Here is a 23178-nt window from a genome sequence, read left to right as displayed (position 1 = left end):
ACTAGGGGTAAGAATAAGAAAAGCCGCTGTACACAAAATACGAGCGGCTTTTCGGAAACTTAATGCACCAGAGTATTACAAGTTAGCGTTGATGTAGTCAATTGCTGCTTGTACAGTGGTGATTTTTTCAGCTTCTTCGTCAGGAATTTCAGTGTCGAATTCCTCTTCAAGAGCCATAACAAGCTCAACTGTGTCAAGGGAGTCTGCACCCAAGTCATCTACGAAAGATGCTGCTGGTACAACTTCTTCCTCTTTAACACCTAGTTGTTCGCAAACAATTTTTTTAACGCGTTCTTCAATGCTACTCATTAGAAGTTCCTACTCTACTCGTTAATAGCTCATTTTGAGCATATTATGAAATTTGTGACACCCATGTATAGAGGGCGTGATTCTCATCATGAACCGAGACGTATTTTCGTTGAATTCATTACAAAATTCAACTCAAATTATGCCATGTACATGCCACCGTTGACATGCAATGTTTCTCCGGTGATATATCCCGCCGCATCAGACGTTAAGAACGTTACAGCAGCTGCAATTTCTTCAGGCTCGCCTAAGCGTGCAGCAGGGACTTTGGAAACCAATGTTGCTTTGTGATCTTCTGGTAGATCTTTAGTCATATCCGTTGCAATAAACCCAGGCGCGACACAGTTGACTGTTATCCCGCGTGAGCCAATTTCCGCCGCCAACGAACGACTAAAACCTTCTAGTCCGGCTTTCGCAGCTGAATAGTTTGCTTGACCAGCGTTCCCCATTGAGCCGACAACAGAGCTAATGGTTACAATGCGACCAAATTTCGCTTTCGTCATACCACGAAGACACGCCTTTGTAACACGAAATACAGATGTTAGGTTAGTGTTAATCACTTGATCCCACTCATCCATTTTCATGCGCATCATTAAATTATCTCTTGTGATACCGGCGTTATTCACCAAGATTGTCGGCGCGCCGAACTCACTAGTAATTTGTTTTACAACGTCAGCAACAGAATCATCACTGGCAACATCAAGCACTAGGCCCTTGCCGTTAGCTCCCAAGTATTCACTGATACTTGCAGCACCTGACTCACTTGTAGCCGTACCAATAACGGTCACACCGTTTGCTACCAGTGCCTGAGCGATGGCTTTACCTATCCCTCGAGTCGCACCGGTAACTAGCGCAATTTTGCTCATCTACATATCTCCAATTTAATTTGTTAAGCGGATGCAGCGTCGAAACTTGCCACATCACCAATCGCTACCGCATCAAGCCCCTTAACAATACGCTTGTTGAGGCCTGTTAAAACTTTCCCTGGTCCACACTCAATTGTTTTCGTTACGCCAAGATCATTCAGCAAAACAACTGACTGAGTCCACAATACAGGCTCGCTTAGCTGCGATACCAAATTCGACTTAATGACGTCGGCATCAGAGACGGCTTCCGCCGTCACATTTTGTACCAACGTAATATTTGGGGTCTTAAATTCTATTGCATTAAGGCGCTCGGCTAATTTTTCACCTGCTGGGATCATAAGCTTACAATGAGAAGGCACGCTTACTGGCAACGGTAATGCGCGCTTCGCACCCGCTTCTTTTGCATTCGCCATCGCTAACTCTACAGCCGCCTTCTCACCAGCAATAACCACTTGCCCAGGAGAGTTGAAGTTGACAGCACTAACGACCCCTTCGCTAACGGCTTCACACGCTGCCACAACTTTATCATCGGGTAGACCAATGATCGCAGCCATTGCCCCTGCACCTTCAGGAACGGCTTGCTGCATATACTCACCGCGTAGTTTAACGAGCTCAACAGCGTCAGCAAACCCAATAACACCCGCGCAAACTAATGCAGAGTATTCTCCTAGACTATGGCCTGCAACGTATGAAGGCAAAACTCCACCTTGCTGCTCCCACAAACGCCACAAGGCAACACTACTGGTGAGCAGTGCTGGCTGAGTTTTGTCCGTCTGGTTTAACCCTTCGGCGTTGTTTTGAACTAAATCCCATAAGTCGTAGCCAAGCACTTCAGATGCTTCTTTAAATGTTTTTTCAATGATATCGTATTTTTCAGCGATATCTGCAAGCATTCCCAGTTGCTGAGAGCCTTGTCCTGGAAATACAAATGCTGTCGAATTACTCATAACACCCCCTGTTGTAATAACTTTTCTTCAATTTTTCTATGCAGATTTGTGCGAGCTACGTCTACACCATACTCAATCGCACCTATCATCGCTGGCAGATCAGACCGACCATGCCCTTTAACAAGATTACCTTTTATACCCACCAAACAAGCTCCATGACGACTTTCTGCTCGAACTAAATTCTGTATTGCTGATGTATCGATTGAGTGTTTGGACAGTTGGTCAAGCAGGAAAGCGAACAAACCCTCAGATGCTTTTAATACGGCATTGCCTACCATGCCATCACATACAATTACGTTCTTACCGCCATCAAATAACTCAAATCCCTCGGCAAATCCGGTGAAATGAGGCCACTTACGCGTTGAAAGCATTTGATAGCAATCTTTAATTACCGAACTGCCTTTGCTCGTCTCTAAGCCAACGTTAAGCAGAGCCACGTTTGCGCGATCCTTACATCTAGCCTCTAAATAGGCCGAACCAAGTAGCGCGAAACCTGTTAGCATGGGCGCTGGGCAATGTACATTGGCCCCCAGATCCACCAAACATTTTAACGGTTCTGGACGCATCTCCCTTATCAGTGCTGGGTATAATTTTGGGCGCAAAAGGCCGATGATATGGCGTGCAAGTGCGACCATTGCTGCCGTATTACCGAAAGTCACCACAACATCAGCTTGACCATTTGCATGATCTGACATGGCGCGATAGATGCTTGTGTCGCGACGTTTGAAAAGCGAGCGCTCTATTGTTTCGTTGCTGGGCACATGATCTGAGCAAGGTATTAGGTATATGCGATCGAAATTGATATCACTGGGGGGAGAAAACGATACGGAATCGAAATAGAAGAGCACCTCAACATCAGTGGAGGCGGCGATAATCTTTTGAGCTGCTTGAAAAGCAATGCGGGGACCTAAGTCCCCGCCCATAGCGTCAATAGCTACCCTAATCATATTGGGGTATCTAGTTACTCACCTTTCGGTGTAACAACTTGACGGCCACGGTAGAAACCGTCTGCTGAAACATGGTGGCGACGGTGAAGTTCGCCAGTAGTTTGCTCTACAGATAGAGTTGCGCCTGTTAAAGCGTCATGTGAACGGCGCTGGCCGCGGCGTGAACGAGTCACTTTACTTTTTTGTACTGCCATTTTTTGGAGCTCCTAATTTTTCTTGACCTTGAGATCGGCCAATATACTAAATGGATTCGGTTTAATTTCGTCATCCGGTGCGTCATCGGTAGACGATGCATACTTTAGAGCTACTGGGTTGCAACCACTTTCTGGGTGATAGGCAACTATTGGTAAAGCAAGAAGCAACTCTTGCTCAACCATATCAGCGAGAACGACCTCACCATCGGTCATGACAACGGGATCATAGTCGCCAGGTAAATTTTTCGCGTGGTCTTCGTCATAAACGAATCCAATTGATAAATCTATCTCTAGCTCAACAGACGTAGGTTCTAAGCATCGTTGACACTCCACTTGAACCGTCGATTTGATTGAGCCAGTCGCAATGTAGCGCCTATCTTCATCCACTCTAAAGCTTAGATGAACGAACGCATCCCCTTCATTTGACGCCAAAGCAGCGCTCAACTCCGGAAATACACTGAGTAGCATACGCCCCTCGATCGTAACCTCATGGGCTGCGTTTTTACGAGGGTCAAAATATTTGGGTAATGTGTCATTCAACATGGCGGGGAATAATATTGCCAAGTCCTTAGGTTGTCAAAGAATACTGCAGCGTAAATGCGTTTTTTTACGTATTATTTCACTTCTGCATCGCTTTTCATTAACTACCAGTAAATTAAGGCTGTAAAAACACGTCATGTCGACTCAATTAGTGCTTGCGTCCTCCTCCCCGTATCGTAAAAAACTCTTAGAAAGGCTTATGATTCCATTTCAATGTGTAGCGCCAGACATAGACGAATCTGCATACCCTGAAGAAGACATTGAGCACTATATACGCCGAATGACTTTATTCAAAGCAACCGCCGTTGCAGATCAGATTGAAGCCCCGGCAATTATCATAGCTTCGGACCAAAGTGCTTCATTTAATAGACAGATTGTAGGGAAGCCTCATACAAAAGATAAAGCTATAGAACAGCTAATGAGCTTTAGTGGAAATACGGTCTCATTCCTAACAGGTGTTAGCGTACTAAACACTGAAACCAATACGACTGGCTATAAACTGGCAAAATACTGTGTAACATTCAGACAGCTTGAGCGTGCTGACATTGTGCGGTATGTAGATAAAGAACAACCTCTAGACTGTGCGGGCAGCTTTAAATGCGAAGGCCTCGGTGTCTCGTTATTCAAAGCAATGGAAGGAGACGACCCAACCAGCTTGGAAGGGCTTCCTTTAATAGCTACTTGCGAACTTTTAAGAAGAGCGGGACTTGACCCGCTTGCATAACCTCTAATTACGTAGTGCAGAGTATTTGCAACCGATACTCTGCACTACGATCAATCAGTAGAGATTAAGAAACTGGTTACGTAACTCTGAGGACAGTTCAACGCCTAGGCGCTTAGCTACCTTATCCCATGGCTCTTGATAGGGTTGGTAATAGATCGGTTTAAGTTCAGCGAATCGCGTGCTAAGTACCTGCTGCGAATACCCCAAGTGATCTGCTAACCCCAATTGTATCGCTTGTACCCCCGTAAACACCATGCCCGAAAAAATAGTAGGGTCATTTACTAATCTATTACCCCTACCCTCTTTCACGGCGTCAATAAATTGTTGGTGCGTTTCATCCAATACGCTTTGCCAACTTTGCTTAGCTTGATCTGACATCGGAGAAAAAGGATCTAGGAAAGCTTTATTTTCACCCGCGGTAAAAAGGCGTCTTTTAACGCCAATTTTACCCATTAACTCACTTGCCTCAAAACCACCGGATACAACACCAATTGAACCTACTAAGCTTGCTTTATCTACAATTATTTGATCAGCTGCTGACGCAATATAGTAACCACCTGATGCAGCCATATCTTCAACCACCACCACTACCGGAATATCAGGGCGCTTTGAGCGGTAGGCAGTGATAGCATCATGCAAAATACCCGAATGAACAGGACTACCTCCTGGACTGTTCATTTCGATCATAACTGCCCGTGTTGCAGGGTCTGCGTAAACATCATCTAGTAATGATACATAATCATTCGCGTCCACCTCTTGTGAGGCACCAATCGTTCCTTGCATACGTATAACAGCCACAGCATTAGATGTGTGATCTTCATCTAAATCATCATAATAAAAAAGGCCACCTATTATTGTCATAAAGATAGAAAGATAGAGAAACCGAAAAAATATCTTCCATCGTCTTGCCCTACGGCGTTCGACAGTTTGCGTTTGCAGCACTTCTTTTAAGGCAGATATAACACTTTCTTGGCTGTCAAGCTTGTCATTCTCCTTTGGCTTCAATGTCGATGCTACTTCGTTGTCACTTTTTTGCTTATCTTCGTCTTCTGTCCAGGCCATATAGGGTCACCACTGCAACTGATTTTTTAAATCTACTAAATTGGATACGATCGCCAACGGATTGTGGCGTTTTAATCGACTCGCCTCATGTGCTCCATAGTCGACACCAATCGACCTAACTCCAGCTTGAGCTGCCATATCTAAATCGTACTCCGTATCACCCACAACGATCGCTTCACTGGGCTGAACGGATAGCTCATCGAGAATTTCTTGGATCATCGTTGGGTCGGGTTTAGATCTTGTTTCGTCCGCACATCGCGATGTCAGAAACAAACGTTTTGTGTTGGTCAGTGCCATAACGCGATCAAGTCCTCGGCGTGATTTACCTGTCGCGACCGCCATACCTATTTCTTTTGCGTATAACCAGTCTATAAATTCGGCGACACCATCGTATTGTTGTGGAGGTGTCTGATCTGATGCGACATAAAACGTTTTGTATTGCTCGACGATGTCTGCAATGACATCATCGGGCTCTTCTGGCCAAACCGTACGAACAGCTATATCTAGCGAAAGACCAATAATGTTTTTAACATCGTCATGTGTTTTAGTTGCTGCGCCTGCTGAGTTACCAGCTTGAAGCATGGCGTCGCATATTCGATCAATAGAGTTATAAAGAGTCCCATCCCAATCAAAGATTACCAGCTTTATCATGCCATCCCCTTAAGAAAATGATCGCTGGAGTGTACCATACGGGAAAATCGACAAATAAGGATGAAAGCGTGAGCTATTCTTTTGAAGACCTAACGGTAGGCTTAACCGAAAAAACGACTAACATTGTCACCGAAGATGATGTTCATACTTTTGCAGGTGTAACAGGAGATACGAACCCTGTCCACCTTGATGCAGACTATGCAGCAACCACTAGCTTTGAAAAACCAATTGCTCACGGGATGTTAGCCGCGGGTTTTATCTCAGCCGCCATAGGTACTAAATTACCAGGAGCAGGCTGTATCTATTTAGAGCAAAGTCTTAAATTTCGCGCCCCAGTATTTATTGGTGCGGAAGTAACGACAACTGTAACCGTCAAAGACCTCAATGAACGTCGCCGTAGAGCTACAATCGAAACAGTATGCACGGTAGACGGCAAAAAAGTCGTGACAGGGGAAGCGTTAATAATGATTCCATAGAAAAGGGGCTAAACGCCCCTTTTCTTTCGCTAGGTCGGTAAAGAACCAAACTTAGTATTTTTTGGGCAACCCTTCCATTGCAGCTTTCCACCCACTGTCTATGGGTGCCTCTAAGACAAGTTTTTCACCATTGTGTACTAATTCAAGTTTTGCAGCATGCAAACATAGCCGCTTTAGACCTAGCACTTTGGCTTTTGCATTAAGCTCATTGGGCGCATATTTATCGTCCCCTACTATCGGATAGCCTGCAAACTGTGCATGAACTCGAATCTGGTGTGTTCGACCAGTCACGGGCTCGCACTCCACTAAGCTGAACTCATCAAAAAAGCGCACGACGTTAAAGCGTGTTAAAGATTCTTTCCCATCGGTGTGGACTTTTACAATACGCTCTCCAGATTTAAGCTCATTCTTTAGTAGCGGCGCATTCACTTGAAGCTTACGTTTTGGCCAACTTCCAAAAACCAGAGCGTGATAGGTTTTCTGTATGCCTGTTTTTTCCCTCAATGACTCATGCAAGGCTCGCAAAACGCTGCGTTTCTTAGCAATCATAATCAACCCAGAGGTATCCCTATCAAGTCGATGAACAAGCTCAATGAATTTTTCCTGAGGACGCATCTGGCGCACAACCTCAACCAACCCGAAGTTAAGTCCGCTGCCACCATGAACAGCAAGCCCAGAGGGCTTATTAACCACGATCAAGCCCTTATCTTCAAAAATAATTCTAGCTTCAATCTCAGCTTTAAGCCCTTCAGACACGATTGGCTTATCACTGGTGGGCGTTACCACGATTGGAGCGATGCGGATAATATCCTCGACCGATAACTTGTAATCAGGCTTAGTACGCTTTTTATTGACCCGTATTTCACCCTTACGGAGCAGATTGTAAATCTTCCCTTTAGGCACCCCTTTCAGAAACGTCATAAGAAAATTATCGATACGCTGCCCGTCATGGCTATCATCAATCGTGACAAATCGTACTTGCGGACGCTCATTTTGAGGGTTATTTTCGCTTACTGCCAAAAGAATGGTTTCCTATGTAATTGAAGCACTTAGATTTTACTGTTATATTCAAATCCGTAGAGGGTAAGAGGCAACAAAACGCCTCGAAGAAGTAATTGTAACGAATGAGAAGCCATTACCAAAGCGACACTTTGGATCTTTCTTACCTCTAACGACAAGTTAAATTTTTTATAATAAACCGCATGGGTCAGTTAGCCGATTCATGGGTGTAATAGTTTATGACTGGATACGCTTTCAAGATCCGCACCGTTCTCGTTGACAGATATTTGAAACACATTAAGCATCAACACAGAAAAGAGCTCTATCACCACCATTTATTCGGTCATGTGAAGAGCCTATAAATCGTGTTCAATTTTGATGACGTATTCCGAAAAATCTTTATACCTTATGAAGTTAAGGCTCGCTGACTCATTTAATAGAGTCACAATTAATGATTAGAATGTTAATAAACGCAACTCAACAAGAAGAGTTGCGCGTTGCACTGGTAGACGGGCAGCGTCTTTACGATCTTGATATCGAGTCAGGTTCACGCGAACAAAAAAAAGCCAACATTTATAAAGGTAAGATTACACGGATTGAACCAAGCTTAGAAGCTGCCTTTGTTGATTACGGTGCGGATCGCCATGGCTTTCTCCCTCTCAAAGAAATCTCTAAAACCTACTTTTCCAAGAAATCGCACACTGATGGCCGCATAAACATCAAAGATGTTTTAACCGAGGGTCAAGAAGTTATTGTTCAGGTTGATAAAGAAGAGCGTGGTAATAAAGGCGCGGCATTAACAACTTTTGTCAGCTTAGCAGGACGTTACTTAGTTTTAATGCCTAACAACCCTCGTGCTGGCGGTATATCGCGACGTATTGATGGCGATGATCGTTCACAACTTAAAGAAGCGATGTCAGGACTAGAAGTTCCTGATAATGGCGGCTTAATCGTTCGTACAGCAGGTGTAGGCCGCTCTACTGAAGAATTGCAGTGGGACTTAGATTACCTACAAACTCTTTGGAGCTCTATAACCAAGGCTGCTGCAGAACGCCCAGCTCCATTCCTCATATACCAAGAGAGCAATATCGTAATTCGTGCGATTCGCGACTATTTACGCGAAGATATTGGCGAAGTGTTAATTGATGAAAAATCGGTATACCAAGATGCAATGAATTTTGTCATGCAGGTTATGCCTCATTTCAAAAATCGCATCAAGCTTTATACCGACTCAACCCCCCTATTCAACCGTTTTCAAATTGAGACGCAAATTGAAACTGCGTTCCAGCGTGAAGTACGACTGCCATCAGGCGGATCAATCGTTATCGACCCGACGGAAGCCCTTGTATCAATTGATATAAACTCGGCACGAGCGACGAAAGGCGGAGATATCGAAGAAACAGCACTTCAAACCAACTTAGAGGCCGCCGATGAAATCGCTAGGCAACTGCGTCTACGAGATATAGGTGGTTTGGTTGTCATCGACTTCATTGATATGACGCCCGTGCGCAATCAAAAAGAAGTAGAAAATCGTATGAAGGCCGCTTTGGAAGCCGATCGTGCTCGTGTTCAAATCGGTCGAATTTCACGCTTCGGCTTACTTGAAATGTCTCGCCAGCGCCTACGTCCATCATTAGGTGAAACGAGCGGTATTGTTTGTCCTCGCTGTAATGGCCAAGGCTTTATTCGTGACGTCGAATCACTGGCGTTATCTGTACTCCGCTTGATTGAGGAAGAGTGCGCCAAAGAACGTACAGCGCAGATTCGAGCTATTTTGCCAGTATCTGTCGCAACGTTCCTACTAAATGAGAAGCGTACTAATATTGCGAAAATCGAGAAGCGCAATGATGCTCACATCATCCTTGTGCCGAATCCTCATATGGAAACGCCTCACTTCCAAGTTGAGCGCATTCGCGATGATAATTCTATTATTTCCCAAGATGACAGCAGCTACACTTTGGTAGAAACGCCAGAGCAAGCACCTTATGAGCCTCGTCAAGTAAACGAGAACGCACGCCCACAGGCAGCAGTTACGAGCATTGCTCCCGCTTCACCAGCACCTGCCCGAGCGGAAGAAAAACCAACAGAAACGAAAAAGCCAGGGATTTTTAGTCGGTTAATAAGTGCTCTATTTGGTGCTCAAACCGACTCATCTAAAGAGACTGCAGCGAAAGAGAAGAAACCGTCGACTCAGCAGCATTCTGACAAGAAATCACATCAGGACGATAAAAAGCCTTCCAGAGAAAATCGCAATAGACGCCCAGCGAAAAGCAAAGGTCAATCTCACAGCAAAGACGACTCTGCTAATAGCGAACAGCAAAAGCAGAAGTCAACGCGCCAGTCACGTCGCGCTCAAGCTGAGGCTAAGAAAACTACTAATGATAGCTCTCATTCAGGTGCTACCAACAAGACCAGCGCGAATCGTAACAAACAAGACAAAAACAAAGATACTCGTGATGATCAAAGTAAGGGCAATACTTCCAATAGTTCACCTAAAGTAAAAGCTCGCCGCCCAGAGCCTCAGATCGAAGAGCGTAAGCGCGAGCCAAATGACAATAAACGTCGTAATGGCAAATTTAAAGAAGAGATGGAGCTTGCACAGGAGAAACAACAAAAAGCGGACGTAGAGGCGAAACAAGCATTAGATGCAGCTAAGCAAGCACAGCAGCAACCAGCTAAGGATGAGAACGGTAACGATGTTCCTGCAGAGCGTAAACCACGTCGCTCCCGCCGGTCTCGCCGCCCTCAGAAGGAAGAAGTAAATACTGAGACTGCAGAAACGTTAGAATCAGAATCTACTGACACCGAAACACAAAAGCAGGTTGCTACCCCTTCATTGACTCAAGAAGACAGTGCGTCGAAAGACAACGAAAAGCCAGAGGTTAGTACTCAGCAGACATCTGCTGACGAAACTCCAACAGCCGACGTTAAGGCAAGCAAACCAAAAATGACGGCCAAAGCTGGTATGAGTCATGCTGATTCGAATAACAACGTTGCAGAATCAATCAGCAGCAACAATGAGCTCGATTCTCCGACCTCGAAAGATCAAGACGTTGCGACGGACGACCAACCTAATCGTGAAAGCGAAGTCCAACAAAACACGTCTGAACCAGAAGCTGATCAAGACAGCCCGGAAGTGGTCGCAGAGGAAAAGCAGCAAGCAAGTACTGACGCTAAAGAAGAGCCGCAGATTCAAGTGCCGGCTGCAGATGCTGAATCGAATGAAGTAGCTCAATTTGATGCTAACGAAACGGCTCAACAAGCATCAGAAGCTGAAGAACCCAATGGTGATGGCGATGTTAGTGCTACGAAGGAAACTGACGTTGCGCTTGATACAAAAGACTCAGCTACAGAGGACACTTCGACGACTGAGGCTACTAGCGAGAGCGACGAAGCAAGCAATTCGAATGAGACTGACAATAAGAAGATTCGTCAGCCTCGCCAGGTTCGCGGCCGCTCTAAAACAAAGGCGTCAACTACACCTAAAAAGCCAATAGAACTTCCTCAAGCTCTTTTAGAGCAGCAGGAAAAAGCAAAAGAAGAGCTTCAAGCAAAACGAGATCAAGCGGCACAGGAACGACGTAAACGTCGGTCTGGTCGCGTGAAGAATGATCCTCGTTTACAACGAGATGCTTCAGAGGAAACGGTTGATGCCGAATAGCATTTAGCGGCATCTGTTACAAAAAAAACCGCCTTTTGGCGGTTTTTTTTGTAACTACTTTTTTATATATCAACGTAGCAAGGGTTTTCTTTCATCCTAATATGGGACAACCAGTAACTCATCGCAACTATAGACTCTGACGAACCATTGCTCTGGATTGTAAGTACTACTTCCCTATCCTGCCCTAAAGGGCTTTTATATAGAGAGAGTATTCGCTCAACTTGAGCGGCGACGCCTTTGCTTGGCTCAACAATTTCCATAGAGTTAGGAGATAATGATCGCTCAAAATATTGACGTATTAAAGGGTAATGCGTACAAGCCAACACTAGTGCTGATGATTGGTGCTGCACCACAAGTTGACAAATATGCTCTACCTCTTTCTCTAACTCCACTGCAGACTTGGGCATATGGTCAATCAATTGGGCTAACACTGAGCTAGATAAAATTTCAACAATTGAATCCCCTCGCCACTCACTTATAAGCGCATTAAGGCGCTCACTATTTGCTGTCACTGGGGTAGCTAACACACTAACGCGTCGAGCTTGTAACCCTTTGCAAGCAGGCTTAACAGCTGGCTCTACCCCTACAACTGGGATATTTAATTTCTCTCTAAGGGCTTTAATACCAACTACTGTGGCGGTGTTGCATGCAACAACCATTACATCGCAAAGCTGCTGTTCGAAGTACAGCCCTACAGTTAATAGTCGCTCAACAATTTTCTCGGCGGGCAAATTGCCATAAGGGGAATATTTCTGATCTGCAAAATAGATCATATCAGCGTAACGTATGCGATCTTGAATGGCTTTAAAAATGGTTAAACCACCAACACCAGAGTCCATAACACCGATTTTAAGCACTGATATTTGTTCCTATTAGAACAGGCTCACGTTCGAGCGTGATGCCAAAAAGGCTATAAATTGAGTTTTTAATATTCTGCTCCAGAAATAAGAGACCTTCTGCATTATCATCTGTATAGTTGACCAGCACTAGGGCTTGTTTATCATACACACCCACTCCCCCTGAGCGAATTCCTTTCCAACCAGCGTGTTCATTTAGCCAACCAGCTGCTACTTTCCAGCGCTCCCCTACTTTGAAAGAAACTAATTCTGGATAGGTTTCTTTTAGGCTGCTATGTTGCTGATCATCAATAAGAGGGTTTTTAAAGTAACTGCCAGCATTTCCTACCACGTTAGGATCAGGCAATTTACTTTGGCGTATTTCACACACGTGCTCAAATACATCTCGCAGTGAAGCACTATTACTTAATACTTTGCCCAATCCACCGTAGCTCAGTTTTGGGGACGCTGATTTTGATAGTTCCAGATCAATACTTAGGATAATGTAGCGCCCCGACCAATCTCCTTTGAAGTGCGATTCACGATAGCCAAAGCCGCATTCTTCCGCTGAAATATCCTTGATCTCGAGCGAAAACCTATCGATTACCTTAACAGCCTTAAGCGTATCAACAATTTCAACACCATAGGCGCCAATATTCTGTACGGGGGCAGCACCAGCAGTACCTGGTATTAACGCCAAGTTTTCAATGCCGCTATAATTTTGTTTTACCGCCCATTCAACACAGTGGTGCCAGACCTCACCGCCTGAAAAACGAACGACCGCGCTCAAATCACTTTCATGTAATACTTGAATGCCTAGCATCCGATTTATTACAACCAGTCCGCTTAAGTCGGAGCAGATCAACAGATTGCTTCCACCACCAAACACATGGGTATTCAATTGATTAGCATCCGCCCACGTCAGCACTTGAACAAGATGATCTATATCGCAAACTTCTACTAAATATCGTGCTTTATAGGCGAAGTGAAATGTGTTGTAAGGTTTTAAGTCTACGTTCGACCTTATGCTGAAAGGTAAGGATGCTTCATTCATATGTTATTTAGGTGCTCAACAAAGTCTTTAGATATCGTTATCAGATGCTGGCGCATCTCGATAAACCCGTCGTCACTTCCGTAATATGGGTCGCGAACCTCTCCATAATTTCTATTAGATTCGAATGCACCAAACATCACCACCTGAGCTGCCGAATCTTTTGGCGCCATCTTTTTAAGGCTTGCTAGGTTGCTGGAGTCCATTGCCACAATCCATTCAAAAGTATAAAAGTCTTTTAATTGCACTTGGCGAGCGGTCTGATTCGAAATATCAATGCCTAATTGAGCCAATGATTCCTGCGAACGGATATCGGGTGGCTTCCCTATATGGTACGCAGCCGTACCTGCTGAATCTACTTGTAGCGCCAGCCTTTGCTCATTTGCAATATATTCAAGGATGCCTTGAGCGGCAGGTGATCGACAAATATTTCCTAGGCAAACAGTTAATACTCGCACTATTTTTTTCCGTTATCTAAACGCTCTTCCGAAGTGAGCGTTCGTGCCTCTGTTTCTAGCAAAACAGGAATGCCATCTCGAATCGGGTATGCCACACCTCCGACTTTACTAATCAACTCAGAGCCTTCTTCATTTAATGTCAATGGTGCTTTGGTGATAGGACACACCAAGATATCTAATAATGCTTTGTTCATATTAATGTTTCTCACTTAAAATGCGCTTTAGTTTCGCCTCAAACTTGGCTTGAAATTCCTTTGGTAACATCAATCCCACCTCTGAATACCACCAATTATCGCTCTCTAAAGCAAACTGTTCGACTTTGACAGCATCTTTCTCTGTCATAATGACGCGCCGATTTGATGGCATATCATTTCGAGTGTAGGCATGATGGTCTGGAAAAAATAGATGCTTAGTAGCATTAGGCAAGCCGTGTGCAATCAATGACTTCTTAAAGCGTGATGGATTGCCAATCCCGGCCACTACGACCCACTCATCCTGCTTTAATGAATCCAAAGGCAGTGCTGTTAAACCATTTACAGATTTTATCGAGGCGAGTTCTAACAAGCCACGCGTCACAGAACATGGCAACGACGCTTCTTTGATTTCACCTATTGAAAAGCAGAAATCTACGGATTTTAGACGACTCGGCCACTCACGTAGCGGGCCAACGGGTAATAACATTTTGTTGCCCAGCTTGCGCTGCGCATCAATCATTACGATCTCGATGTCTCGTTCCATGCGATAGTGCTGCAAACCGTCGTCACTGATAATAATATCAACGGCATTTGATGACTCCAGTGCCCGTATAGCTTCTACTCGTTGCTCACACACTGCGACAGGGCAGCCAGTACGACGATAAAGCATCAAAGGCTCATCGCCAACTTCCGACGAGTTAGAGTCTGTTGTTACAATAGTTGTTCCGGTTGCCTGCCTTTTATGTCCACGACTTACAATACCTGGTTTAAACCCCATCTCTACTAATTTCTTGGCCAATGCAATGACCATGGGAGACTTTCCTGTACCGCCGATGGTGATGTTACCAACGACAATGACTGGCAAGGTAGATCGGTACACGGTGTGCTTTTTACGCAAATATCTATGCCGCTTTAAATACACAAACGGCGCAGTCAGAAGTAGCAAAGGGGCTAATAGCCAAGTCCAGCCTAATTTTCGATACCATGACTGCGTGACTAGTGTTTCAATACTCACTGAGACACTTCTTTTTGAGCAGTATGAGCCAATTTGGTAATACCTAACTGTGCTGCGGCGTCGTAAACACGCATTACCATTTCATATGGTGCATTAGCGTCTGCTGTAATGATAAGTGGTCGCTCAAAATTACCATTGAAAATCTCTTTCAGCCCCTGAACCAAGGTATCAACGTGTTGATTAATCAATGTTTGGTTATTAATAGAAAACTGACCATCTTGGGTGATTAGTATCTCTACGGGTTCTTGAGATTGTAAGGATGGCGCAGAAGATGAAGCGGTCGGCAAATCAATAACCAACTCAGTCGTCTGCTTGAACGTTGTACTAACCATGAAAAATATTAGAAGCAAGAACACCACATCAATTAGTGGCGTTAGGTTGATCTGAACATCTTCTAACTTTTGTCTACGAAACTTCATTCTGAGACTCCAGTTAGCGTGCGCTTCCGTCTGAACTTAGAATATCAATCAGCTTTGTAGATTGCTGCTCCATATTCACGACTAGGTTATCTATACGGCGACTAAAATACCTATGAAACACTAGGGAAGGAATCGCGACGGCTAAGCCGGCCGCAGTAGTTAGTAATGCCTCTGAGATTCCCCCAGCCAATAACTGAGTGTTTCCAGCACCTTCAGTCATCAAAACATTAAAAACCTTAATCATACCGACTACCGTTCCGAGTAGCCCTAATAAGGGTGAAATAGCGGCTATGGTACCTAACGTACTCATAAAGCGCTCTAGCTCGTGAATAACATGATTAGCCGCTTCTTGAATGCTTTCTTTCATTGCGCGTCGACCATGCTTAGAGTTTAGTAGCCCCGAAGCAAAGATAAAACTCAGCCCTGATTGAGCCTGCATAGTACGAATATAGTCCAATGTAACCCTATCCTCGCGTAAATGCGTCATAACATCGGATAACAGCGCTTTCGGTGCAACACGCGCGTTACGCAATGTCCAAAACCGTTCTAAAATAATTGCTAAGGCTAAAATTGAACAGAACAAAAGCGGCCACATAAATACGCCGCCTGATTTAAAAAACTCTAACACCGAAACCTCCTGTTGAAATCACGTCTAATTTAACACACTCTCGAGAATTTCTGCATGCTCACAACCATCTGTTTTCAAAAGATTTAACAGGTTCAGACACGCTGATGAACGTACGCTGTAACGATCATGATCAAGATATACTAGAAGGTGCTCGTCGTCCTGCAAAATTATTGTCGCAACCGATAGTGCCTTTAGAAGTTCTATCGTATTGCGGTCGTTAGACGTTATCACAACTGACCAGTCTTGTTTGATAATTTGATTAGGCAGTTTTGACGAATGTTCAATAACAGTCGTTGTTCTTGGATCAAATACATCACCACGCTGCGTACCATATACTCCCGATTGTTCCACTGCTATTCGGCCGTGATCATTTGATACTTTATAGTTATAGGGGGTTGAGAACATTTTCGAGACTAACAGCATAAACACGCCTGCGAGCATTAGCTTTCCTCGCGATGCTGGGAGCCATACGATGGCCAAATAGGCTAATACGACCAGAAGTGCTTTTTGCCCTAGCCACGCGGGAGAGCTCAACATTATTTCCGGAAATGCCTCTATCGCCCACGCTAAATAACCATAGACCGCAACCAGTACGTAATCTAACACCGTGTAAATGGCACTATGATTAAATAACGAGAACTCGACTGCCGCTATGAGCGTCGTAGGAAACCAAATAAACGCGACAAAAGGAATCATTATTAGATTTGCGATGATTGTTAAACTACTTATTGACGATTGCCACCCCCATGTAAGTAATAAAGCAAAAACCGATAGTAAACACTGAATGAAGAAAAATCGGCCATATTTCGGCGTCTTTTTTATACCCCAAACAAGTAACAAAACAAACCCAAATGATAGCCAATATGAAGCATCAAGAACTCGGCCCGGCCAGAGCAACAGCATTCCCCATGCGCAAAGCGCCAGAATGTCGAATGATGCTCGGTACCTATATAGCGCTCTGAGAACAAGAAACAAAAACGCCATTACAGACGCTCTTATCACAGGCTCACCTGCACCGCTCCAACTCGCATAAACCACACTAAATAGTGTCGCCAAAACCAAATCACACCAACGTCTTGACGTAATATTTATCGTGCTAGCAAAACCACATTTAATAAACATACGCCAAGCAAATTTGGACATGAACAAAGCTAAAATACACACAAAGCCCACATGAAGCCCTGAAACAACAAAAAGGTGAGTGAGCCCTAGGTAGTTAATGAGCCATTTGTCCCGCTCATCCCATAATGCTTTGTCTCCTTTCACCAATGATAAGCTATAACGCCAGCTTGTGAACTGTTCAAAGTATAAGTTAAAAGACGAAGAGTCAGTTGACCTTAGATCAATCTCATCGGGTATATAGGATACGGCACCAATGGCTTTGCTGTAGGCGTAGCGAGCTAACCAGCCGCCGTGATGGGCGGAAACAATAAGCTTTATTGGTGTTTTTACTTCTGAGCTGTAGTGTCGATGAAGGCAAGGCTCAACGTACAAACGCACGTTATTCTGAATAGCCAAGACATCAGGTCTTACAAGAGGTGTATCAACAATATAACATTGAGCTTGCTCAACCCACAGTGCTTTCTTATGTTTGGGCGCTATACCGACGTCTGACCAAACACCAGCGTAGACTAACGCAATTAAGGAAAAACCGATAAACGTCAAGCCACGCCAATTTTGTGACAGTATTTGGTAGAGACATAGTAAAGCTATATGAGTAGAATACAGCCACCAGAGCGAAGGTGGCGTTATGATAGCGCTGACTAATACGCAAATATTTACAAGCAGCATTGGACCTCCATGTCCGTGCGTAGCCTAAGTAGTTGTCTATGCCAAAGCGTTACCTAAAGAAACTTATTCCACACCCTGAGAAGCTGAAGCAAAATAAAGCACTAGGTGTGCTCGGCTCACAAATATATGAGGCTGAGCTTTGGCATTTGACGCGTCGTTCTGTCGCTAAAGCATTTTTGAATGGTCTATTTTGGGCCGCCCTTCCGATGCCTTTTCAAATGGTCGCCGCAGCGCTTTTCGCTATCCCCCTTAGAGCAAATATACCTTTATCCATTGCACTAGTATGGGTCACGAATCCATTGACTATGCCCATCGTATTTTATGTGAATTACCGCATTGGCAAATGGATAACAGGTACTGGCATTGATTCTGAATTTCATCTCTCTGTTGAATGGATTTGGTCGCAAATAGAGCACATATGGATTCCTTTGTATGTTGGGTCAGCTGTTGCAGGAGTGTTGCTTGGCGGACTATCTTACTTTCTTGTGCTTATCTTATGGCGCTTACATGTGATCAAGCGTTGGCAAAATAGAAAAAGACGATAAGCCCTTTTCTATTTTCCAGAGAAACCAAATTCACACAGCCATGGGGACCAGCGTTTTATCACTCAGTCTGTATGCCCTATCCATCCAACTTAGCATTTTCTCATCATGCGTTACGATTAGAAACGCCATGTTTTTTTCTTTCTTAAGAGCAATTATAAGCTGCTGAATTTCCTTAGAAGTCCCTTCGTCTAAGTTGCCTGTTGGTTCATCCATCAGCACACAAACTGGATCATTGGCAAGCGCTCTCGCAATCGCAACGCGTTGGCGCTCACCACCGGATAATTGGGACGGTCGATGATTAATACGCTCACCTAGCCCGACATCCTTCAGTAACGTATTTGCTTTTGTCCGAGCGTGCTTATTTTCTACGCCCGCAATAAGCATCGGCATCATGACATTCTCAAGCGCTGAAAATTCTGGCAGCAAATGATGAAACTGATATACAAACCCCAACGTACGATTACGCAGTTTTGAACGCTTCGCATCCGTTAACGATTGCCAATCTTGGCCATCAATTGCCACACTCCCAAGGCTAGCGCGATCCAAACCAGCCAGCAGGTTTAACATAGTTGTTTTGCCCGACCCTGAACTCCCTACTATCGCTACTGCTTCTGCAGCGTTTAGTACAAAGTTAATGTCCTCGAATACCACAACATTGTTTTTCCCATCTTGATAGGTCTTTGATAAATTTTCACTCACTAATACTGGCTTATTCATATCGTAATGCCTCTGCCGGCTCGACTTTTGATGCGCGCCAAGCTGGATACAATGTTGCAAGAACGGTCATTGAGAACGCGACAACAACAATAAAGCTCACATCACTCCATTCAAGTTGAGAAGGCAAGTAGTTTATAAAATACACATCCCCACTAAGGAATTGAGTCCCTAGAAAGCGTTCTAGCCACGCAATAGCATCACTAACATTCAAGGCAGCAGTAACACCTAATATAAGGCCAATAACTGTACCCAAGAAACCAATAAAGATACCTTGAACAACGAATACACAGAGGACTTGAGTAGAGGTCAGCCCCATTGTCCTAAGTATGGCGATATCTGTACGCTTATCAGTCACGACCATTACCAACGTAGATACGATGTTAAACGCCGCCACTGCCACGATTAACAACAGCAATAACCCAATCATGGTTTTTTCCATTTTGATTGCTTGAAACAGGTTTCCATGAGTGCGTGTCCAATCACTGACCTTATTTTGGCCGGGCACCGCCCGAGCGATATCCCAAATCAAATCTGGCGCTTTAAATAAGTCATAGAAAGAAATCCTAAGTGCTTCGACTGCCTCTGGGTCATATCGCTTCAAACGAGCTGCATCTTTAATATTTATATATGCAAGACTACTGTCTAACTCAGCACCTACTTTAAAAGTACCAACTAACGTAAAGCGCTTTAATGTTGGAGTAATACCTGCTATTGAAACGGTTGCCTTAGGCAATAACGCAGTGACCTTATCGCCTATTCTTACCCCCAAGCGACGAGCAAGCTGTTCGCCGAGAACGATACCAAACTTGCCAGGCACCAAGTCCTCTAGTCGGCCACTGGTCATATGGTTATTAATAATCGAGACTTTGTTTTCTGCAGCGGGTTCTATTCCGTTAAGTAGCGCACCATGAACACCTTTATCAGATTGGAACATAACCTGAGCCTGAATATGTGGGGCTACAGCCTTTACACCTTCCATTTCAGTTACTAAATCCGCCGAGTTGCGCCAATCAACTAAGGTTGGGTCTCCCCATAATGTTGCATGCGGCACCATGCCTAAAATTCGCTGACGCAACTCTCTATCGAATCCATTCATGACGGAAAGCACTGTTATTAACACAGCGACTCCCAACGCTATTCCTGCAATAGAAGAGAAACTTATAAACGATATGAAATGATTTGCACGTTTAGCTCGGGCGTAACGTAAACCAATCTTAACCGGTAGTAGGTTCATTAGATAATGCCATCCTAAAGCAAAAGAAGGGGCCGAGGCCCCTTCTATAAATCATTAAATATTACGCATCAAAGTCAATACCAATACGGCGACCCACATCTTCGTATGCCTCAATGACACCACCAAGACCTTGACGGAAGCGATCTTTGTCAAGTTTCTCTTTAGTCTCGGAGTCCCACAGACGACAGCCATCTGGAGAGAACTCGTCTCCCAACACAACTTCACCTTTAAATAGGCCGAACTCGAGTTTGTAGTCGACAAGAATCATGCCCCCTTCGGCAAATAGTGCCTTAAGAACATCATTTACTTGATAGGTTAATTCTTTCGCTTTTGCTAAATGCTCAGGATTCGCCCAGCCAAATGATTCCACATGTGATTCGTTTATCATTGGATCACCTAAAGCGTCATTCTTGAGGAATAGCTCAAAAGTAGGTGGATTAAGCTCTAAGCCTTCCTCTACACCTAGACGGCGGCACAAGCTGCCCGCAGCCACATTACGCACGACACATTCGATTGGCATCATATCTAAACACTTAACTAGGCACTCTGTATCACTTAGTAGCGCCTCAAAGTGTGTAGGTATGCCGGCTGCCTGCAATTTGCTCATAATAAATGCGTTGAATTTATTGTTCACCATGCCTTTACGATCTAACTGCTCTACTTTTTTGCCATCGAAAGCAGACGTGTCATCGCGAAATACCAGAACCATTTTGTCAGGATCATCGGTACGAAACACCGATTTTGCCTTACCTGCATATAGCTCTTGTCGTTTTTCCATTGGAAGGTCTCCGATAAATACTGTGAGGAAATTAGTTTAATTAATCAACATTGAAAGTAAGCGATAGGACATTAACCCGGGTAGCTCTAAAGCCGATGTGTCTACAACAAGAAAATAACCTTCCTTCTGTTTTACTACTTCATAAGGATAGCTGCGCTTAGTCCATTCAACGTCATCTAGATTTCGGCGGTAGACGTTAAAAAGCTTCATTTGCTTGCTTCCGCTTTGAGCCTTAACAGGAACTGTGAATTCAACAACGTCACCCACTCTAGCGACTTCCTCTGAAGGCACCACAGCTAAACCTTTTTGAGGCTCTTCAACCAAGTAAAACTCTGGTTGAGACCTGATAAAGCTATCTATTTCAGAAGGGTCAAATTGCTTTCCTAGGTAATATGCATACAAGCCCTTTTGATTGACCCATAAAGCAGATTGAGAAAGGTCGATTTTACCTTGATTTGAAAGAAGGACACTATCTTCACTGACTTTACGCGCCATATAGTTCCATGCTTCTAAGACAAGTGCAGTAGGCTCTGCGTCTTCATCAAGGTCAATCGGCTCCCTAGCGTCATTTTCCTGAGTAAATCCCTCAATAGTGATCACAGAACCTGAGCCACTTTCAGAAAGAGAAAACTCGAATTGGTAAGTCGGCGGGTACAATCGAGTGATGGAACTCCAAGTCCTACGCCAAAAGCCTTGTTTCTCTAGTTGAATGGGTTTACTGATAATAAGTTCGTCACCGCTGGATTGAACGACATCCAACATATCTTCCGTTGCTAGGGTTGCTAAATACGATGTGACCAGAGACTTAGCACGTAACATATCGGAAGGCAATTCAAGGCGTGCGGTCGTTCCATTTAATATCAAAGGTACGTCAGCAATTGGTTGATATAAAAATGGCGCTCGTGGTGCTTCAAACTCTCCAGTTGGATCAAGATTCAACACTTGATCTTCATTCGGAATCACGAGGCGGTCTTCAACAGGCTCATGCCCCTCAGGTAAATCTAGCGGTTTATCAACGGCCTTAGCAGTCTGATAATCTAAACCATGATCTTTTACAATGCTGGAACACCCACTTATAACCAACGTCATAAAAGCTATAGTAGTAACGGCATATTTTCTCATTGACTAATCCCTGATGCGATCAAAGCGTCTAAAACTTGCTTTTGGTACGGTTCAGATAAGCTAGTCATTGGTAAACGGATACTATTTTCGCAAAGTCCGAGCTGAGCGGCTGCCCATTTAACAGGGATCGGATTAGGCTCTACAAACAACGCTTTATGCAGCGGAGCAATTCCAGCATCCACATCACGAGCATTTTCTGCATCGCCCTCTAATGCAAGCTCTGCTACCTTTGCTACGGCACTCGGAGCAACATTGGCAGTGACTGATATGTTGCCTTTTCCTCCCAATAGCATAAGACCTAGTGCAGTTGGGTCGTCTCCAGAATAGACAGCGAAGTCAGTAGGCGTTGACTCAATCAGCTCTTTACCACGAGCCAAATCACCTGTCGCATCTTTTATACCTATTATATTAGGCAACGCAGCAAGCTTGATAACCGTCTCATTCAGCATGTCACAGGCCGTCCGACCTGGTACATTGTAAAGAATCTGTGGAATATCTACTGCTTCTGAAATCGCTTTAAAATGTAGATACATTCCTTCTTGAGTGGGTCGATTGTAATAAGGGACCACTAGTAGACAAGCATCAGCGCCAGCTTCCTTAGCTCGTTGTGTCAAATCAATCGCCTCATGGGTTGAGTTCGCTCCAGTCCCTGCAATGACTGGAACACGACCTTTGACTTTATCTACGACTTGCCTAATTACATTTGCGTGCTCATCGTAGGTTAACGTAGCAGATTCACCTGTCGTTCCGACGGCTACAATGCCATGAGTCCCAGCCGATATATGATACTCTATGAGCTCATCTAGCTTCTGCTTATCGATACTCCCATCCAGTTTCATTGGCGTGATAAGCGCGACTAGGCTTCCAGTGATCATTCTTGAATCTCCACATTCATTTAAGCGTGCATAGTCTACCGCTCACGTTATTGCTATACAACACGACAACTGTGTTACACAGTAATATTTAGGTTAGTTTAGAGATCCAGTAAACTATGTTTGTCGTAAAACCTACGGTTTT

26 protein-coding genes are annotated in these 23178 nt (G+C 44.3%); 4 read left to right on the top strand and 22 right to left on the bottom strand.

Going from position 1 to position 23178, the window contains the following annotated elements:
* Positions 1-75 precede the first annotated feature (75 nt).
* The 6 genes from acpP to DN730_RS02310 all read right to left on the bottom strand — a co-directional run bounded on the left by acpP (position 76) and on the right by DN730_RS02310 (position 3728).
* Positions 76-309, bottom strand: coding sequence for an acyl carrier protein (gene acpP / locus DN730_RS02335; protein ID WP_055462884.1), 234 nt, complete (start codon positions 307-309; stop codon positions 76-78).
* A 137-nt stretch (positions 310-446) separates the two neighbouring features.
* Positions 447-1172, bottom strand: coding sequence for a 3-oxoacyl-ACP reductase FabG (gene fabG / locus DN730_RS02330; RefSeq protein WP_115466496.1), 726 nt, complete (start codon positions 1170-1172; stop codon positions 447-449).
* Between the two features lie 23 nt (positions 1173-1195).
* Positions 1196-2119 carry an ACP S-malonyltransferase gene (gene fabD, locus DN730_RS02325; RefSeq protein ID WP_115466495.1) on the bottom strand — a complete coding sequence of 308 codons (924 nt, stop codon included), beginning with the start codon at positions 2117-2119 and terminating at the stop codon, positions 1196-1198.
* On the bottom strand, positions 2116-3066 hold the full coding sequence (locus DN730_RS02320) for a fatty acid synthesis protein (RefSeq protein WP_115466494.1): 951 nt from the start codon (positions 3064-3066) through the stop codon (positions 2116-2118). The genes fabD and DN730_RS02320 overlap by 4 nt, the downstream gene beginning before the upstream one ends.
* 14 nt (positions 3067-3080) lie before the next feature.
* Positions 3081-3260 (bottom strand): 50S ribosomal protein L32, encoded by a 180-nt coding sequence (rpmF, locus tag DN730_RS02315; RefSeq protein ID WP_115466493.1) that lies wholly within the window; start codon positions 3258-3260, stop codon positions 3081-3083.
* Positions 3261-3272: 12 nt separating this feature from the next.
* Positions 3273-3728, bottom strand: a complete 456-nt coding sequence (locus DN730_RS02310; protein WP_245957871.1) for a YceD family protein — start codon at positions 3726-3728, stop codon at positions 3273-3275.
* A gap of 208 nt (positions 3729-3936) precedes the next feature.
* Here DN730_RS02310 and DN730_RS02305 point away from each other — a divergent pair, with 208 nt between their 5' ends.
* On the top strand, positions 3937-4524 hold the full coding sequence (locus DN730_RS02305; RefSeq protein ID WP_115466491.1) for a Maf family protein: 588 nt from the start codon (positions 3937-3939) through the stop codon (positions 4522-4524).
* A 54-nt stretch (positions 4525-4578) separates the two neighbouring features.
* Here the strand turns inward: DN730_RS02305 and DN730_RS02300 are convergent, their stop codons facing one another.
* Both DN730_RS02300 and DN730_RS02295 read right to left on the bottom strand, forming a co-directional pair.
* On the bottom strand, positions 4579-5586 hold the full coding sequence (locus DN730_RS02300; RefSeq protein WP_115466490.1) for a S49 family peptidase: 1008 nt from the start codon (positions 5584-5586) through the stop codon (positions 4579-4581).
* Between the two features lie 6 nt (positions 5587-5592).
* Entirely contained in the window at positions 5593-6237 is a 645-nt protein-coding gene (locus DN730_RS02295; RefSeq protein WP_115466489.1) for an HAD-IA family hydrolase, read from the bottom strand.
* A gap of 68 nt (positions 6238-6305) precedes the next feature.
* Here DN730_RS02295 and DN730_RS02290 point away from each other — a divergent pair, with 68 nt between their 5' ends.
* Complete coding sequence (locus DN730_RS02290; protein ID WP_245957870.1) at positions 6306-6713, top strand: MaoC family dehydratase; 408 nt, start codon at positions 6306-6308, stop codon at positions 6711-6713.
* Positions 6714-6764: 51 nt separating this feature from the next.
* Here DN730_RS02290 and rluC read toward each other — a convergent pair whose 3' ends face one another.
* A complete protein-coding gene (gene rluC / locus DN730_RS02285) occupies positions 6765-7733 on the bottom strand; it encodes a 23S rRNA pseudouridine(955/2504/2580) synthase RluC (protein ID WP_115466487.1) in 969 nt (322 codons plus the stop codon).
* Between the two features lie 430 nt (positions 7734-8163).
* Here rluC and rne point away from each other — a divergent pair, with 430 nt between their 5' ends.
* Positions 8164-11373, top strand: coding sequence for a ribonuclease E (gene rne, locus DN730_RS02280; protein ID WP_115466486.1), 3210 nt, complete (start codon positions 8164-8166; stop codon positions 11371-11373).
* A 62-nt stretch (positions 11374-11435) separates the two neighbouring features.
* On the opposite strand, the gene murI is transcribed toward rne, so the two are convergent.
* Genes murI through DN730_RS02240 form a run of 8 tightly spaced genes read right to left on the bottom strand, consistent with a single transcriptional unit; the run spans position 11436 to position 17765 of the window.
* A complete protein-coding gene (murI, locus tag DN730_RS02275; protein WP_115466485.1) occupies positions 11436-12230 on the bottom strand; it encodes a glutamate racemase in 795 nt (264 codons plus the stop codon).
* Positions 12223-13263: a UDP-N-acetylmuramate dehydrogenase gene (murB, locus tag DN730_RS02270; RefSeq protein ID WP_115466484.1), complete on the bottom strand. Its 1041-nt coding sequence runs from the start codon at positions 13261-13263 to the stop codon at positions 12223-12225. Before murB ends, murI begins: the two co-directional genes overlap by 8 nt.
* Positions 13260-13718 (bottom strand): low molecular weight protein-tyrosine-phosphatase, encoded by a 459-nt coding sequence (locus tag DN730_RS02265; RefSeq protein WP_115466483.1) that lies wholly within the window; start codon positions 13716-13718, stop codon positions 13260-13262. The genes murB and DN730_RS02265 overlap by 4 nt, the downstream gene beginning before the upstream one ends.
* A complete protein-coding gene (locus DN730_RS02260; RefSeq protein ID WP_115466482.1) occupies positions 13718-13912 on the bottom strand; it encodes a Trm112 family protein in 195 nt (64 codons plus the stop codon). Before DN730_RS02260 ends, DN730_RS02265 begins: the two co-directional genes overlap by 1 nt.
* A 1-nt stretch (position 13913) precedes the next feature.
* The gene (gene lpxK / locus DN730_RS02255) at positions 13914-14927 is read right to left on the bottom strand and encodes a tetraacyldisaccharide 4'-kinase (protein ID WP_115466481.1); all 1014 of its coding nucleotides are present in this window, start codon (positions 14925-14927) and stop codon (positions 13914-13916) included.
* The gene (locus DN730_RS02250) at positions 14924-15346 is read right to left on the bottom strand and encodes an ExbD/TolR family protein (protein WP_115466480.1); all 423 of its coding nucleotides are present in this window, start codon (positions 15344-15346) and stop codon (positions 14924-14926) included. The genes lpxK and DN730_RS02250 overlap by 4 nt, the downstream gene beginning before the upstream one ends.
* 13 nt (positions 15347-15359) lie before the next feature.
* Positions 15360-15974, bottom strand: coding sequence for a MotA/TolQ/ExbB proton channel family protein (locus tag DN730_RS02245; RefSeq protein ID WP_115466479.1), 615 nt, complete (start codon positions 15972-15974; stop codon positions 15360-15362).
* Positions 15975-15998: 24 nt separating this feature from the next.
* On the bottom strand, positions 15999-17765 hold the full coding sequence (locus tag DN730_RS02240) for a ComEC/Rec2 family competence protein (RefSeq protein ID WP_115466478.1): 1767 nt from the start codon (positions 17763-17765) through the stop codon (positions 15999-16001).
* A 38-nt stretch (positions 17766-17803) separates the two neighbouring features.
* On the opposite strand from DN730_RS02240, the gene DN730_RS02235 reads away from it, so the two are divergent.
* Positions 17804-18310 carry a DUF2062 domain-containing protein gene (locus DN730_RS02235; RefSeq protein WP_115466477.1) on the top strand — a complete coding sequence of 169 codons (507 nt, stop codon included), beginning with the start codon at positions 17804-17806 and terminating at the stop codon, positions 18308-18310.
* 30 nt (positions 18311-18340) lie between these two features.
* On the opposite strand, the gene DN730_RS02230 is transcribed toward DN730_RS02235, so the two are convergent.
* The 5 genes from DN730_RS02230 to dapA all read right to left on the bottom strand — a co-directional run bounded on the left by DN730_RS02230 (position 18341) and on the right by dapA (position 23036).
* Positions 18341-19027 (bottom strand): ABC transporter ATP-binding protein, encoded by a 687-nt coding sequence (locus tag DN730_RS02230; protein ID WP_115466476.1) that lies wholly within the window; start codon positions 19025-19027, stop codon positions 18341-18343.
* Positions 19020-20261: a lipoprotein-releasing ABC transporter permease subunit gene (locus DN730_RS02225; RefSeq protein ID WP_115466475.1), complete on the bottom strand. Its 1242-nt coding sequence runs from the start codon at positions 20259-20261 to the stop codon at positions 19020-19022. The genes DN730_RS02230 and DN730_RS02225 overlap by 8 nt, the downstream gene beginning before the upstream one ends.
* A gap of 61 nt (positions 20262-20322) precedes the next feature.
* Complete coding sequence (gene purC / locus DN730_RS02220; RefSeq protein ID WP_115466474.1) at positions 20323-21039, bottom strand: phosphoribosylaminoimidazolesuccinocarboxamide synthase; 717 nt, start codon at positions 21037-21039, stop codon at positions 20323-20325.
* A gap of 36 nt (positions 21040-21075) precedes the next feature.
* Positions 21076-22161 carry a hypothetical protein gene (locus DN730_RS02215; protein WP_115466473.1) on the bottom strand — a complete coding sequence of 362 codons (1086 nt, stop codon included), beginning with the start codon at positions 22159-22161 and terminating at the stop codon, positions 21076-21078.
* Complete coding sequence (gene dapA / locus DN730_RS02210) at positions 22158-23036, bottom strand: 4-hydroxy-tetrahydrodipicolinate synthase (protein WP_115466472.1); 879 nt, start codon at positions 23034-23036, stop codon at positions 22158-22160. Before dapA ends, DN730_RS02215 begins: the two co-directional genes overlap by 4 nt.
* Between the last annotated feature and the right edge of the window lie 142 nt (positions 23037-23178).

Origin of the sequence: Marinomonas piezotolerans (genome assembly GCF_003362755.1) — a bacterium.
GTDB classification, from domain to species: domain Bacteria; phylum Pseudomonadota; class Gammaproteobacteria; order Pseudomonadales; family Marinomonadaceae; genus Marinomonas; species Marinomonas piezotolerans.
Note: the sequence above shows the minus strand (reverse complement) of the source record. Positions and strands in the feature narration are given on the sequence as shown.